Genomic DNA, 14248 nt, shown 5'->3' with positions numbered 1-14248 from the left:
CCCCCTCCCACAGTTGGATGTGTGTCGTCAGTCAGCGAGCGCGTCTCTCAGGAACCCCGGGGCGATATAGCGCTGGTAATGCGCCTCGGACAGGATAAAGAACTCACGGTCGATGGCATCGCGCAGTTCCGGCAAGGCCCAGTCGCGAAACTCCGGCAACAGCACCATGCCGTACGCCTCCAGGTTATTGATCACCCGCGCGCCGCGGGCAATCAGCTGGTACGCCCAGCAGTACTCGGACTGGTGCGGCACGAAACGGATCTTGCGTTGCTCCAGTTGGCCGCGCAGGGTCTTGGGGTCGAAAATCTCGAGCTTGCCGGCCATCACCTGCACCAACAGTTGCTCCAGCCGCAGCCAGACCGCACGTTTTTCTTCCTCGTTATAGCCATTCCACTGGATCACTTCGTGGTGGAAACGCTTGCAGCCACGGCACACGAGATCGCCGTAGACCGTGGAGCACAGGCCGACGCAGGGGGTCTTGATGGTTTGGTTGGACATGGGCAACGACACGCAAATCAGCGAAACAGTGCGCCATGTTAGCCCTTTGTCTAAGGTTGATCACCCAGCAAACTTGGTGATGCAACTTACCTTTCGAAATTTTTTGCCGTAGAATCATCCGGCCTTGTAAGGCGCCAATAATCCGCTGGAAGCTGTTTTCAAAGCGTCACGAGCACAGTCGTTCCTTCAGAACGGTGTTGGCGATGGTTATTACCCGGTAGGTAATGATCAGCGCCAACCCTCATCAGCTCCGTTCTGCAGGCGTAAAACTTTGAAAGCAGCTTCTGTAAGGAATGCCGGCAGCGCTGGCTTTGCGGCCCAAAAAGCCCCCGAGCGCATGCGTGCCGTTCATTTCTGGATGAGCGTCCCGTGGGACCACTGATGAGGGTAATAACTGTGCTTGAAGCCTACCGCAAACATATCGAAGAGCGTGCAGCACTGGGTATCGTTCCCCAGCCGCTTAATGCCGAACAAACCGCAGGCCTGGTTGAGCTGCTGAAGAATCCTCCGGCTGGCGAAGAAGAATTCCTCGTTGACCTGATCACCAATCGCATTCCACCGGGCGTTGACGAAGCTGCCTACGTCAAGGCCGGTTTCCTGTCTGCCCTGGCCAAGGGCGAAGCCACTTCCCCCCTGATCGACAAGAAACGCGCGGTTGAACTGCTCGGCACCATGCAGGGCGGCTACAACATCGTGACGTTGGTCGAGCTGCTGGACGACGCCGAGCTGGCGCCTGTCGCGGCTGCCCAACTCAAGCACACCCTGCTGATGTTCGATGCGTTCCACGACGTCGCCGAAAAAGCCCGCAACGGCAACGCGCACGCCAAAGCCGTGATCCAGTCCTGGGCTGACGGCGAGTGGTTCCGCAACCGTCCGACCCTGGCCGACAAGATCAGCCTGCGCGTGTTCAAGGTCACCGGCGAAACCAACACCGACGACCTGTCCCCTGCCCCGGACGCCTGGTCCCGCCCTGACATCCCGCTGCACGCCCTGGCCATGCTGAAAATGGCACGTGAAGGCATCGTGCCGGACGAGCAAGGCAAGACCGGCCCGATGAAGCAGATCGAAGAAATGCGCGGCCAAGGCTTCCCGATCGCCTACGTCGGTGACGTGGTCGGTACCGGCTCTTCGCGTAAATCCGCGACCAACTCGGTGCTGTGGTTCTTCGGCGACGACGTTCCCTACGTGCCGAACAAGCGCGCCGGCGGCTTCTGCTTCGGCAGCAAGATCGCTCCCATCTTCTACAACACCATGGAAGATGCCGGCGCACTGCCGATCGAATTCGACGTGACCAACATGAACATGGGCGACGTGATCGACCTGTACCCTCATGCTGGCAAAGTCTGCAAACACGGCACCGACGAAGTCCTGACCACCTTCGAAATGAAGACCCCGGTCCTGCTCGACGAAGTTCGCGCCGGCGGCCGTATCCCGCTGATCATCGGCCGTGGCCTGACCGACAAGGCGCGCGCCGAGCTGGGCCTGGGCCCTACCGACCTGTTCAAGCTGCCTGAAGCACCGGTCGACACTGGCAAGGGTTTCACCCTGGCCCAGAAGATGGTCGGCAAGGCGTGTGGCCTGCCGGAAGGCAAAGGCGTTCGTCCAGGTACCTACTGCGAACCGAAGATGACCACCGTGGGTTCCCAGGACACCACCGGTCCGATGACCCGTGACGAACTGAAAGACCTGGCGTGCCTGGGCTTCTCGACCGACCTGGTGATGCAGTCCTTCTGCCACACCGCGGCCTATCCGAAGCCGATCGACGTGACCACCCACCACACCCTGCCTGACTTCATCATGACCCGTGGCGGTGTATCCCTGCGTCCAGGCGACGGCATCATCCACAGCTGGCTGAACCGCATGCTGCTGCCGGATACCGTCGGTACCGGTGGTGACTCCCACACCCGTTTCCCGATGGGCATCTCGTTCCCGGCGGGTTCCGGTCTGGTCGCCTTCGCCGCCGCCACCGGCGTGATGCCGCTGGACATGCCGGAATCGATCCTGGTGCGCTTCAAAGGCAAGATGAAACCTGGCATCACCCTGCGTGACCTGGTTCATGCCATTCCTTACTACGCGATCCAGGCTGGCCTGCTGACCGTAGAGAAGAAAGGCAAGAAAAACGCCTTCTCCGGCCGCATCCTGGAAATCGAAGGCCTGAACGACCTGACGCTGGAGCAGGCTTTCGAGCTCTCCGACGCCTCGGCCGAACGTTCGGCTGCCGGTTGCACCATCAAGCTGTCGAAAGAATCCGTCACCGAGTACCTGAACTCCAACATCACCCTGCTGCGCTGGATGATCGGCGAAGGCTACGGCGATGCCCGTACCCTGGAACGTCGCGCCCAAGCGATGGAAGCCTGGGTCGCCAACCCGGAACTGATGGAAGCCGATGCCGACGCGGAATACGCCGAAGTCATCGAGATCGACCTGGCCGAAATCAACGAGCCGATCCTCTGCGCACCGAACGACCCGGACGATGCCCGTCTGTTGTCCAGTGTTGCCGGCGAGAAGATCGACGAAGTGTTCATCGGTTCGTGCATGACCAACATCGGTCACTTCCGTGCTGCCGGTAAGTTGCTGGAGCAGGTCAAGGGTCAGTTGCCAACTCGTCTGTGGCTGTCGCCGCCGACCAAGATGGACGCTCACCAGTTGACCGAAGAAGGCTACTACGGCATCTACGGCAAGGCTGGCGCGCGCATGGAAATGCCGGGCTGCTCGCTGTGCATGGGTAACCAGGCACGTGTAGAGCCGAACTCGACCGTGGTATCGACGTCGACCCGTAACTTCCCGAACCGCCTGGGTGACGGCGCGAACGTCTACCTGGCTTCGGCTGAGCTGGCGGCAGTCGCGTCCACCCTGGGTCGCCTGCCGACCGTCGAAGAGTACATGGGCTACGCAGCGAAACTGGACACCATGGCCAGTGACGTCTACCGCTACCTGAACTTCGACCAGATCGCCGAGTTCCGCAAAATCGCAGCAAGCGCCAACATCCCGGTGATCCAGGCTTAACGGTGTGTTGATGTGAAGGACGCCGCGTATCGCAAGGTACGCGGCGTTTTTTTATGCCTGGAATACCAACACATTCAGTTGATCCCTTTGCTAATGACCCACCGCTATCGGGGGCAAGCCCCCTCCCACAGTTTTGACCGCGCCAGGCGACCTTATACCTTCAGCTGCGCCACCGTCTGATCCTGAGCCTGAGAATGAGCCGACTGATGTACATCGCTCCAAATGTGGGAGGGGCTTGCCCCCGATGAGGGAGTGTCAGTTGATGCATCTGCCACTGACCCACCGCCATCGGGAGCAAGCCCCCTCCCACAGTTTCGACCGCGCCAGGCGACCTTATACCTTCAGCTGCACCACCGTCTGATCCTGAGCCTGAGAATGAGCCGACTGATGTACATCGCTCCAAATGTGGGAGGGGCTTGCCCCGATGAGGGAGTGTCAGTTGACGCATCTGCCACTGACCCACCGCTATCTGGAGCAAGCCTCACGCGTCACGCTTTACCCACCTCAAGCGCCAGCTGCACCGCGCCATCGACGCTCAAGCCACTGAGCAGCACATGGGGCGCGAGCGCTTCGGGCAGCCCCTGCAACACCTCGCGGGCGTCATGCCGCACACGGGCCAGTACCAGGCGCTTGCCCTCCCCGCGCACCTGGGCAAAAAACGCCGCCAGGGCTTCGATGCTGGTGCCGTCCAGGTCCGGGGATTCTTCCAGGCTCAACACCACCGCCTCGACCGGCGACTGGCGCATCAGGCGCAAGGCCGCGCCAAGGATGCGCTCGGCATTGGCAAAAAATAGCGCTTCGCTGGGCCGCACGATCAATACCCCCGGCACGGCCAGGGCATCGGCATGGTGCTGGCGATCGACAAAGTCATGACTGTCACCCAGGCGCCCCAGCACCTGGATGTCGGCTGAGGACATCTGGCGCAACATCAACATCACACTGATCGCGACCGCGAGCAGCAAACCATCCAGCACACCCAGCACCAGCACTGCCGTTACCGCACAGATCACCAGCACGCGATCGCGCCGCCACAGGAAATAACGCCCGAGCGGCTGCACGCTCAAGCCTCGCCCCAGGGCATAGATGACGACGGCGGCCAGCACCGGCTCCGGCGTGAGCGCGACATAGGGCAGCACCGTCAGCACAATCAGCAGGATCACCAGCGCCGCGACAATCCCCGCCAGGCGCGAATAGGCGCCGGCCGCCTCGTTGGCCGACGTCGCCGAATACCCGGCACCGGCCGGCATGCCGTGGAACAACCCGGAAACCAGGTTGGCCGCGCCCAGCGCCAGCAGGTCACGGTTGGATGACACCCGGTCGCCATGCTTGAGCGCGAACGAACTGATAGAGCCGTAGGACTCCGCATACAGGATCATCACCAGCGCAAACGCCAATTCCCCCAGGCGCAGCCAGTCGGCAAACGGCAGCACCGGCAACTGCCCCAGCTCCAGGCGCAGGTCGATCATGCCAATCTGCGCCACCCCATAGGCCTGCAGGTCCAGGTACTGCCCGGCAACGATGCCGAGCACCACGACCACCAGGCCACCGGGCAGGCGCGGGAGGCGTGCGCACAGCCACAGCACCAGCAATGCCAGCCCCGCCACCAGTGCCGCAGGCCAGTTCCAGCGCGGCAGCTGTTCCAGCAACTGCGGCAGAAAACGGATCAGGTTGTTATCGGTGAGGTGCACACCCACCACACCGGCCAATTGCTTGAGGATGATGGTCAGCGCCAGGCCGAAGGCGAAGCCACGCAACACCGGCTTGGCGATAAACGAGGTGACGCCGCCGAGCTTGAACAGCCCGGCCAACAGGAAAAACACCCCGGTGAGCAACACCAGCCCGAAGGCCAGGGACAGCCTCAGCGCCGGGTCGTCACCCGCCAGGCTCGCCGTGGCCGCCGCCAGCACGGCCGCCGACGACGAAGTGGCCGAGACAATCGCAAAACGGCTGCTGCCGAACAGGCCGTAGCACACCAGCCCGGCAAACAAGGCGATCACCCCGGCCTGGGGCGGCAGCGCGGCAATACTGGAATAGGCCACGGCCTCCGGCAGCAGCAAACCGGCAATGGATAAGCCGGCCAGCAGGTCTTGGATGCGGTTCGACGGTACGGCAACGGGTGCATCGGTTTCAGTCTTCAATCGGCCCAACCCATCCTGGCAAAAAGCGTGGGTAAGCTTAGCCCTCATTGCCCGACTGCGGTTGCGCCACGTCAGCTTTTGCGCAGGCAAAAAAGCCGATTCGCGGTGGACGCGAATCGGCTTGCGGGCGTGAGCCCCGGGGTCAGGACAGCAGCGAGTAAATCAATGCGGTAATCGCCACCAGGCCCACCGCCGTGACAAACACGTTGGACGCCTGCCCACGGTACCTGGCCATGGCCGGCACCTTGCGGATCGCGTACATCGGCATCAGGAAGAGGATCGACGCGATGATCGGCCCGCCCAGAGTCTCGATCATGCCGAGGATGCTCGGGTTCAGCGTGGCAACGATCCAGCACACCACCAGCATGAAGGCGGCGGTCATGCGGTCGAGAGTCTTGGCGGCCGGACGGCGACCGCTTTTGAGCACCAGGCCCTTGAGGCCTTCGCTGGCGCCGATGTAGTGACCAAGGAACGACTTGGCAATCGCCACGAACGCGATCAACGGCGCGGCAAACGCGATGGTCGGGTTGTTGAAATGGTTGGCCAGGTACGACAGGATCGACAGGTTCTGCTGTTTGGCTTCAGCCAGTTGCGCCGGCGACAGGGTCAACACGCAACTGAACACGAAGAACAGCACCATCACCACCATCAACAGGTGCGCGCGGGACAGGATCTGCGAACTGCGCTCATCGGCGTGTTCGCCGTACTGGCGCTTCTGGTCGACCGCAAATGCCGAGATGATCGGCGAGTGGTTGAACGAAAACACCATCACCGGAATCGCCAGCCACAGGGTGTTGAGCAGCGCGGACGGCGCCGGTACCACACTGGCGGTGCTGAGGATGCCGCCGTTCCAATGGGGGATCAGGTACACCGCGAGGAACAGCAGGGCGACGATAAACGGGTACACCATCAGGCTCATGGCCTTGACGATCACCTGCTCACCGCAACGCACCACCGCCAGCAGGCCGAGGATCAGCACAAACGCCAGCAACGCCCGTGGCGGCGGCATGATGTGCAACTGGTGCTCCATGAAGCTGCTGACCGTGTTGGTCAGGGCCACGCTGTAGATCAGCAGGATCGGGAAGATCGCGAAGAAGTACAGCAGCGTGATCAACGCACCGGCCTTGACGCCGAAATGCTCTTCGACCACATCGGTGATGTCGGAACCCGCACGACCGGAGAGTACGAAACGGGTCAGGCCACGGTGGGCAAAGAACGTCATCGGGAACGCCAGCACTGCCAGGATCACCAAGGGCCAGAAGCCGCCCAGGCCGGCGTTGATCGGCAGGAACAAGGTGCCGGCGCCAATGGCGGTGCCGAACAGGCCAAGCATCCAGGTGGTGTCCTGGCGGCTCCAGCTTGAGAGGGTTGCAGGTGTCGTTGCATAGCGTTCGTCGACGCTATTGGCCTGATCATTCATCCGGTCGGATCTCCGCATTTACACGGCCGGGACGAGTCAGAAAAACCTGACAGGCAGCGCCCCGACCATAGAAGGGGCCGGATTGTCCGGGATTCTCGTGAATAAGCAAAGACTTAGCTGAGGAACGGTTATGCGGTGCAGAGGCTCAAGCGCGGCCCTGGGCAGTCGTTTCGGGGAGCCGCTGCGGGTTTCTCGAGTGGCTGCCAGGCGCCATTGACGAGAGCGATCCATGACTCTAGTCAATAGACTCTCCATACTTTTAGAGAAGTCACCTACAGCAAAAAAAGAAATCTCTCGTATCCAGTTAAAATTTTAACCACGACGCCTTTGCAATTGTTACACAACCCTACATAGCCATTGAGCAATCGCCAAAAACCCAACTAACATCGCCCCGTTCCAACCGAAGAACAACATGCTTATTTAAAATAACAAGGACTCCAATATGCGAAGACCTACTGTTGTTTTTGCTGGATTATTGATCACGGGCCTACTCTGTTCGTCCGAAAGTTACGCCACTGACGTTCACGCACTGGCGTCCTCGCCTCAATGGCTGACCACCAGGGTTTATATCGAAGGCGAGCCGGACACCGACGTCAAGGCCAGCTACCCTGGGGTGGTAGGCATATCGATGTGGGACCCGCAGCGCAATCGCTATGAGTTCTTCTACACCGATACCGGCCGCTCGAAATACGCCGATGGCGGCGGCGGTTACTTCCTGGTCACCGGCGATAAAAAGACCCATATCCTGGTCCCTGACCTTGGCCCGACCAGAACCATTGTCAGAAGACTCGAAAAACTCGACAGCAGCGAATTCACTTATTCCCGCGAAGTGTCGCGCGACATGGTCAGCACTAACCCGCCCGTTCGAATTTATGTGGTACACGCCCCCTACACCGGCCCCATAAAGACAGTCATGTCGAACTGATTAAACACTCATGTTTAGTGATAAAACCGAATAATAAACAAGGCACCTGATAATGAATATGCGCAAACGGTTAATACCCGCACTGCTGGCCGCGACACTGTTACCCGGTGCAGCGATTGCACACACTTCAACAGCCCTTCCTGCAGAAAACGCTGCTGCCACAGCGGACAACGCCGTCATGTTGACCGTATTTCTTAAACACGATCAATCACGCCCCTTGAGCGAATTGAAACAACAACTGGCCAAGCAGGAATTTCACAAGGTGTTCCCGCCTGCCGGGGTGGAAGTGCTGAGTTGGAACATCACCATGGGTATCGGGCAGGTCGTCGTGTTGCGCCTGCCAGCGTCGCGCCTGGCGGAAGTCAACCTGGCGATTGAAAACACCGCATGGGGGGTCTACACCACGGAATTCTTCCCCACCTACAATTTCATGCCCATCGCTCAGGCCGAGCAGGAAAAGGCACGACTTAGCCCCCCGCAGTGATCTCCTGCTGGCAGCAGCGCCCCTGTTCCAGCTGGGGCGCAACTTTTTCGGCACCTGATGCATTTGACAGCCTCGCCCCTGTCCCAGCATGATCGAGGCATGACCTTTTTCCAGCAGCTCCTCACCCGCACCACCACCACGACCGCTCCAGGCGGGTCGTGCGGTTGTCGTGGGTGCTCGAGCTAGACACCACCCAGATTCAACCCAAGGCCCCGCCAGCAATGGACGGGGCCTTTTTATTGCTCCGTCGACTGGCACTCACAAGGAGCAATACCATGGCTGACGCCCTGTTGATCATCGATATGCAAACCGGCCTGTACGATGGCCCCGACAAACCCTTTGAACGGGAGCGCGTGCTGGGCACCATCAACTCGTTGATCGGCCGCGCCCGTGAAGCCGGCGCGCCGATCCTGGTCGCCCGCCATACCGGCCCGGCGGGCTCGCCGATAGCAGCGGGCAGCCCGAATTGGCAACTGTGGCAAGGGCTGCAGGTAGACGAGACTCACGACCATCTCTTCGACAAAACCCGCCCCAGTTGCTTCCTGGGTACCGACCTGGCCCGACGACTGCGGGCCCTGGAGGTTAATCGACTGGTGATCGTCGGGATGAAAACCCAGTACTGCATCGACACTACCTGCCGCGTGGCGGTAGAGCTGGGCTTCTCGGTGATCGTGCCTGAAGACGCCCATACCTGCATGGACACCCCGGCGCTGAAGGCCGAGGCGATCATCGCGCATCACAATGCCACGCTGGCGGGGGCGTTCGGGCTGAGTGTGAAAGCCGCTGACGTCCGGTTCTGACCGGTACAGACTGTAGGAGCAAGCGTGCTTGCGCCTGCAGTCGTAGATTTTTTCTACCCGGGCAAAACGCGCCCTGCTGCAAATCCCGCATACTGATGCCCTCAAACCCTTCAGGAAGAGCCTTCCGATGACCACCACTGTTCTGGTTCTGGTTGAAACCATCAATGAATACCTGCAAATCATCGAGAGCAACGACTTTCATGTGATCCTGGCGCCCACACCCAGCGAGCGCGCCCAGGCGATCAAAACCCACGGCGGCCAGATCAAGGCCGTACTGACCCGTGGCCCGTTGGGCCTGTATGCCGAGGAAATCGCCGCCCTGCCACTGCTGGAGATCATCTGCGTGATCGGCGCCGGTTATGAGCATGTCGACCTGCAGGCGGCGAGCAATCGCGGCATCGTGGTCACCAATGGCGCCGGGGTGAATGCGCCGTCGGTGGCCGACCACGCCATGGCGCTGCTGTTGTCGCTGGTGCGCGGCATTCCCCAGACGGACGCAGCGGTACGCCGCAGCGAATGGCCCAAGGTCATGCGCCCGTCCCTGGGCGGCAAGCAATTGGGCATCCTCGGGCTCGGCGCGGTGGGCCTGGAAATCGCCAAGCGCGCGGCCCTGGGCTTTGGCATGGAAGTGAGCTATCACAACCGCCAGCCGCGCGATGATGTGGACTACACCTACTGCGCCACGGCCGTGGAGCTGGCGCGCAGCTCGGATTTCCTGATCCTGGCCACGCCCGGCGGCGCCGGCACGCGCCACTTGATCGACCGCCACGCCCTGGACGCCCTCGGCCCGAACGGTTACCTGGTGAATATCGGCCGTGGCAGCGTGGTGGTCACCGCCGACCTGATCACCGCCCTTGAGCAACGCCGTATCGGTGGCGCGGCGCTGGACGTGTTCGACGATGAACCCAAGGTGCCGGATGCCCTCAAGCGCTTGAGCAATACCGTGCTCACGTCCCATGTAGCCGGGCTGTCACCGGAAGCCGCCCACGACACCGTGCAGCGCGTGGCTGACAACCTGGTGGAGTACTTCGCCGGCCGTCCGGTGCTTACCCCGGTCGTACTGCCCGCGCCCGAAAAATGACCGATCAGGCAGGCTGATCACCCTTCAACACGCTAACCTATTAAGCCGCCCCGACCTTGTCGCTGGGCGGTGGTGCGCATTAGATTAGGAAATAGTCCGACGCCTTTAGAATAAGCAGAAGGGATAAGCATGGCGCTTAACGACCAATCGACCCAGATTCGCCCAGGCGAAGAACTTGATGCCAACCTGATCGATCCCTACCTCAAGGCCCATATCCCTGGCCTGAGCGGCACGCCCACGATCAGCCAGTTCCCCGGTGGCGCATCCAACCTCACCTACCTGCTGGAATACCCCGGCCAGGAATTCGTGCTGCGTCGCCCACCCTTTGGCCACAAGGCCAAGTCCGCCCACGACATGGGCCGCGAATACCGCATTCTCAACCAGCTCAAGGATGGTTTCCCGTATTGCCCCAAGGCCTATGTGCACTGCACCGACGCGTCGGTGATCGGCGCCGAGTTCTATGTGATGGAACGGGTCAACGGCATCATCCTGCGTTCCGACCTGCCCGCCGAACTGGGCCTGGATGCCACCCGGACCGAGGCGTTGTGCAAAAGCTTTATCGACAAGTTCGTCGAACTGCACCAGGTCGACTACCGCGCCTGCGGCCTGGCCGACCTGGGCAAGCCTGAAGGTTATGTGGCACGCCAGATCGGTGGCTGGAGCGACCGCTACGAAAAAGCCCTGACCCCGGACGCCCCCAACTGGGAAAAGGTACGTGCCTGGCTCAACGACAAGATGCCCGCCGACCATCCCACCTCGAGCATCGTGCATAACGACTACCGCTTCGATAACGTGATCCTCGACCCGCATAACCCGATGCAGATCATCGGCGTGCTGGATTGGGAACTGACCACCCTCGGTGACCCGCTGATGGACCTGGGCAACACCCTCGCCTACTGGATCGAAGCCGACGACCCGGCGCCGGTGCAACTGATGCGCCGCCAGCCGAGCAATGCCCCCGGCATGCTCACCCGCCGCCAGTTCGTGGATTACTACGCTGAGCGCGCCGGGATCCAGATCGACAATTTCGACTTCTACTACACCTACGGCCTGTTCCGCCTGGCCGGCATCGTGCAGCAGATCTACTACCGTTTCTTCCACGGCCAGACCCAGGACAAACGCTTTGCACAGTTCATCCACATGAACAAGCTGCTGGAGCAGATGAGCCTGAATGTCATCGGTAAATCAGCCCTCTAAGGAATCGCTAATGTCCAAGACCCACCTGTTCGACCTCGACGGCAAGATTGCCTTTGTGTCCGGCGCCAGCCGTGGCATCGGTGAAGCCATCGCCAAGCTGCTGGCCCAGCAAGGCGCCCACGTGATCGTCTCGAGCCGCAAGCTCGAAGGCTGCAAGCACGTGGCGGACGCGATCATCGCCGACGGCGGCAAGGCCACGGCGATTGCCTGCCATATCGGTGAAATGGAGCAGATTACCCAGGTGTTTGCCGGCATCCGCGAACAGTTCGGCCGCCTGGATATCCTGGTCAACAATGCCGCGACCAACCCGCAGTTCTGCAACGTGCTGGACACCGACCTCGGCGCCTTCCAGAAGACCGTTGACGTGAACATTCGCGGCTACTTCTTCATGTCGGTGGAAGCCGGCAAGCTGATGCGCGAGAACGGCGGCGGCAGCATCATCAACGTGGCGTCGATCAACGGCATTTCGCCGGGCGTGTTCCAGGGCATCTACTCGGTGACCAAGGCCGCCGTGATCAACATGACCAAGGTGTTCGCCAAGGAATGCGCCGAGTTCGGCATTCGTTGCAACGCCCTGTTGCCGGGCCTGACCGACACCAAGTTCGCCTCGGCGCTGGTGAAGAACGACGCGATCCTGAAAATGGCCCTGGCGCAGATCCCGCTCAAGCGCGTGGCCGACCCGAGCGAGATGGCCGGTGCGGTGCTGTACCTGGCCAGCGATGCGTCGAGCTACACCACCGGTGTGTCGCTGAATGTGGATGGCGGCTTCCTGTCCTGAACACGTGCCTGGGAGCAAGGGCGCTTGCTCCCAGGCATACCGGCACGGCTAGAAGTCCACGGGGCTCATGTCAATCTTGAACATGACAAGTTTGCCGTCCTTGGACGTCGCGCCTAATAACTTGAATAACTGGCCACGCCACAACGCGTCGGAAACGCGCCTGGCCGCCGGCGTATCGGGCTGGGATAACGCCAGCACTTGCCGCACCCAACTGTCGGTCATTTGACGTGAGTTTGTCGTCCCTCCCAGGCTGACGTTGGCAAGCTCGCCGGCGGAGGTATGACTGACATGCTTGGCTTCCAGAATGTAGATATCGCCTGCCGGGCCTTCAAACACACGATCGAAGCCATTCTGCCCACCTCCGTAGGTTCCGCCGGGAAGTACCGTATAGCCATCTTCCGTCAACCGGGCCTCATACATCGCTTCGTTCACTTCGCCCTTGCGCTTGTTGTCCCGGGCAGCGTCTTTTTCCCGCCACGTCTCAAGTAATTTCTCTTCGGCCACCGACCGTCTTCTGTCGGGATAGTGCAGTTGCATCGTTCGGCTGATACGCGCCACATTGAAGTTACCGTCTTTTGAGCAACTGACCGTGCCCAAACCTTGAAACCCGTCGTATATCGGCATCCCCGGCGGCAATGGGCGTCGGCTTTCCAAGGCGCTGCAGATGGAAGCCAGACAGTCATACGGGTAACCATTGCGCCAGATATAGGCATCGATCAGCCGGCCTTTTTGCGCGGTTGGCGCACTGCGGACAGTCGGCTCGCAAAACCCGACTATTTGCCGCAAGTAGCCCTGCATGTAGTGATAAACCCGCTGGTCGATACTGCTATTGGGCAGATCGACTGCCCCCACACGCCCGGCATAACCTTTGATATTCCGCGCCGCTTGAAAAAGATTCGAGAGTTGATCGACAGCCAGCATCGGCACCCAGCTATCGGGCGCGCCACCCATTTCAATAAAAATCCCTGCCCCGCCATGCCCGCCCGCCTCCATCACCTTCCAACGCAGCCTTGCACTATCGAAGCTCACGGAGCAAAAGCCGGTGTCCACCGGCAAATAATGTCGGTTGTCGTTTAACCTGAACAGGCCATCCGGTTCGATACGCCCGGCGTTTACCAGATTGCCTCCCGCCCCCACAGCAAACAGATGGGGTAGCGCATTCGGCACGGCACCTGATGGGTTGCCATAATTGGCATCCATAAAATATTGCTCAGCCCCGATCATGAAGGCTCTCTTGCCCGGGAACGCCAGGGTGTTGGTGGGGGCCGGACTCACCGGCAACGTGTAAAGCCCCAGGTCCCATACCGGATCAATACGCTGGGTCGCCGACAAGCTCACACTGCTCAGTGGGGCGGTCAGCGAGGAAGACGAAGCACTGTGGCTCAGTGACGACGCCGATGAGCTATGACTCAGGCTCGGGGAAGACGAGGACGAACTGGCCGCAGAGTGACTGCGCCAGGTGTTCGTCTGCGGCACCCGGTGCAGTGCCGGGCCTTGTGGCAAACGCGAATCCGGCAGTCTTTCACGCCATTCCCCGGTCTGCGGATCGCGCACCGCCAGGACGGTGGTGCCGTCGTCCAGGTTCAGGTAAGTGCGCGAATCATATTCACGCAACCCCGTAGCGGGATCAGGCGCCGGTATGGGGTCACCCAGGGCGGCGAAAATGGCGTCTCGGGTGACGGCGGGGGGCGTGGGCAGATCAGTCATGCGCTGATAAGTCGCGCTCGGAACCGCTGCGGATGGCGTGTTGCGCACGGGTATCGCTTCAGGCGGCAGGGGCCCGCCGGCAAAATCAACCACAGGAAACGCGGTACGCGCACTGGGTGCTGCGCCGCTGGGGCGATCGACCGGACGCCCTGTAACCGGTGGCACGGAAGGGGAAGTAAATTGCTTCATAGAATGTCCTTGGACTATGTTGTTC

At 60.9% G+C, this 14248-nt stretch carries 11 protein-coding genes; 7 read left to right on the top strand and 4 right to left on the bottom strand.

Annotated features, from left to right (window positions below; translation table 11 throughout):
• Positions 1 to 27: 27 nt before the first annotated feature.
• Positions 28 to 498, bottom strand: coding sequence for a DUF1289 domain-containing protein (locus tag BLQ09_RS11830; protein ID WP_065928006.1), 471 nt, complete (start codon positions 496 to 498; stop codon positions 28 to 30).
• 396 nt (positions 499 to 894) lie between these two features.
• On the opposite strand from BLQ09_RS11830, the gene acnB reads away from it, so the two are divergent.
• A complete protein-coding gene (acnB, locus tag BLQ09_RS11825) occupies positions 895 to 3504 on the top strand; it encodes a bifunctional aconitate hydratase 2/2-methylisocitrate dehydratase (RefSeq protein WP_027608550.1) in 2610 nt (869 codons plus the stop codon).
• Positions 3505 to 3992: 488 nt separating this feature from the next.
• Here the strand turns inward: acnB and BLQ09_RS11820 are convergent, their stop codons facing one another.
• Together BLQ09_RS11820 and BLQ09_RS11815 are read right to left on the bottom strand one after the other, a co-directional pair.
• Positions 3993 to 5642, bottom strand: coding sequence for a SulP family inorganic anion transporter (locus BLQ09_RS11820; protein ID WP_092356857.1), 1650 nt, complete (start codon positions 5640 to 5642; stop codon positions 3993 to 3995).
• Between the two features lie 142 nt (positions 5643 to 5784).
• Positions 5785 to 7062: a serine/threonine transporter gene (locus BLQ09_RS11815; RefSeq protein ID WP_027608552.1), complete on the bottom strand. Its 1278-nt coding sequence runs from the start codon at positions 7060 to 7062 to the stop codon at positions 5785 to 5787.
• Positions 7063 to 7504: 442 nt separating this feature from the next.
• On the opposite strand from BLQ09_RS11815, the gene BLQ09_RS11810 reads away from it, so the two are divergent.
• From BLQ09_RS11810 to BLQ09_RS11785, 6 genes are all read left to right on the top strand, one after another.
• Positions 7505 to 7987 carry a DUF4822 domain-containing protein gene (locus tag BLQ09_RS11810; protein ID WP_027608553.1) on the top strand — a complete coding sequence of 161 codons (483 nt, stop codon included), beginning with the start codon at positions 7505 to 7507 and terminating at the stop codon, positions 7985 to 7987.
• A 52-nt stretch (positions 7988 to 8039) separates the two neighbouring features.
• Positions 8040 to 8471 (top strand): hypothetical protein, encoded by a 432-nt coding sequence (locus tag BLQ09_RS11805; RefSeq protein WP_371263391.1) that lies wholly within the window; start codon positions 8040 to 8042, stop codon positions 8469 to 8471.
• A gap of 275 nt (positions 8472 to 8746) precedes the next feature.
• The gene (locus tag BLQ09_RS11800; protein WP_027608555.1) at positions 8747 to 9271 is read left to right on the top strand and encodes a cysteine hydrolase family protein; all 525 of its coding nucleotides are present in this window, start codon (positions 8747 to 8749) and stop codon (positions 9269 to 9271) included.
• Positions 9272 to 9398: 127 nt separating this feature from the next.
• The gene (locus BLQ09_RS11795) at positions 9399 to 10352 is read left to right on the top strand and encodes a 2-hydroxyacid dehydrogenase (RefSeq protein ID WP_092356854.1); all 954 of its coding nucleotides are present in this window, start codon (positions 9399 to 9401) and stop codon (positions 10350 to 10352) included.
• A gap of 129 nt (positions 10353 to 10481) precedes the next feature.
• Entirely contained in the window at positions 10482 to 11549 is a 1068-nt protein-coding gene (locus BLQ09_RS11790; protein WP_027608557.1) for a phosphotransferase family protein, read from the top strand.
• A gap of 10 nt (positions 11550 to 11559) precedes the next feature.
• Entirely contained in the window at positions 11560 to 12327 is a 768-nt protein-coding gene (locus BLQ09_RS11785) for an SDR family oxidoreductase (RefSeq protein WP_092356851.1), read from the top strand.
• 48 nt (positions 12328 to 12375) lie between these two features.
• Here BLQ09_RS11785 and BLQ09_RS11780 read toward each other — a convergent pair whose 3' ends face one another.
• Complete coding sequence (locus tag BLQ09_RS11780; protein ID WP_133822100.1) at positions 12376 to 14223, bottom strand: hypothetical protein; 1848 nt, start codon at positions 14221 to 14223, stop codon at positions 12376 to 12378.
• Positions 14224 to 14248 lie beyond the last annotated feature (25 nt).

The organism is Pseudomonas sp. NFACC25, assembly GCF_900100935.1.
GTDB classification, from domain to species: domain Bacteria; phylum Pseudomonadota; class Gammaproteobacteria; order Pseudomonadales; family Pseudomonadaceae; genus Aquipseudomonas; species Aquipseudomonas marginalis.
Note: the sequence above shows the minus strand (reverse complement) of the source record. Positions and strands in the feature narration are given on the sequence as shown.

Coding starts and splice junctions, on each gene's coding strand:
- BLQ09_RS11830 (WP_065928006.1), bottom strand. CDS start 498: ATGTCCAACCAAACCATCAAGACCCCCTGCGTCGGCCTGTGCTCCACG.
- BLQ09_RS11815 (WP_027608552.1), bottom strand. CDS start 7,062: ATGAATGATCAGGCCAATAGCGTCGACGAACGCTATGCAACGACACCT.
- BLQ09_RS11810 (WP_027608553.1), top strand. CDS start 7,505: ATGCGAAGACCTACTGTTGTTTTTGCTGGATTATTGATCACGGGCCTA.
- BLQ09_RS11805 (WP_371263391.1), top strand. CDS start 8,040: ATGAATATGCGCAAACGGTTAATACCCGCACTGCTGGCCGCGACACTG.
- BLQ09_RS11800 (WP_027608555.1), top strand. CDS start 8,747: ATGGCTGACGCCCTGTTGATCATCGATATGCAAACCGGCCTGTACGAT.
- BLQ09_RS11795 (WP_092356854.1), top strand. CDS start 9,399: ATGACCACCACTGTTCTGGTTCTGGTTGAAACCATCAATGAATACCTG.
- BLQ09_RS11790 (WP_027608557.1), top strand. CDS start 10,482: ATGGCGCTTAACGACCAATCGACCCAGATTCGCCCAGGCGAAGAACTT.
- BLQ09_RS11785 (WP_092356851.1), top strand. CDS start 11,560: ATGTCCAAGACCCACCTGTTCGACCTCGACGGCAAGATTGCCTTTGTG.
- BLQ09_RS11780 (WP_133822100.1), bottom strand. CDS start 14,223: ATGAAGCAATTTACTTCCCCTTCCGTGCCACCGGTTACAGGGCGTCCG.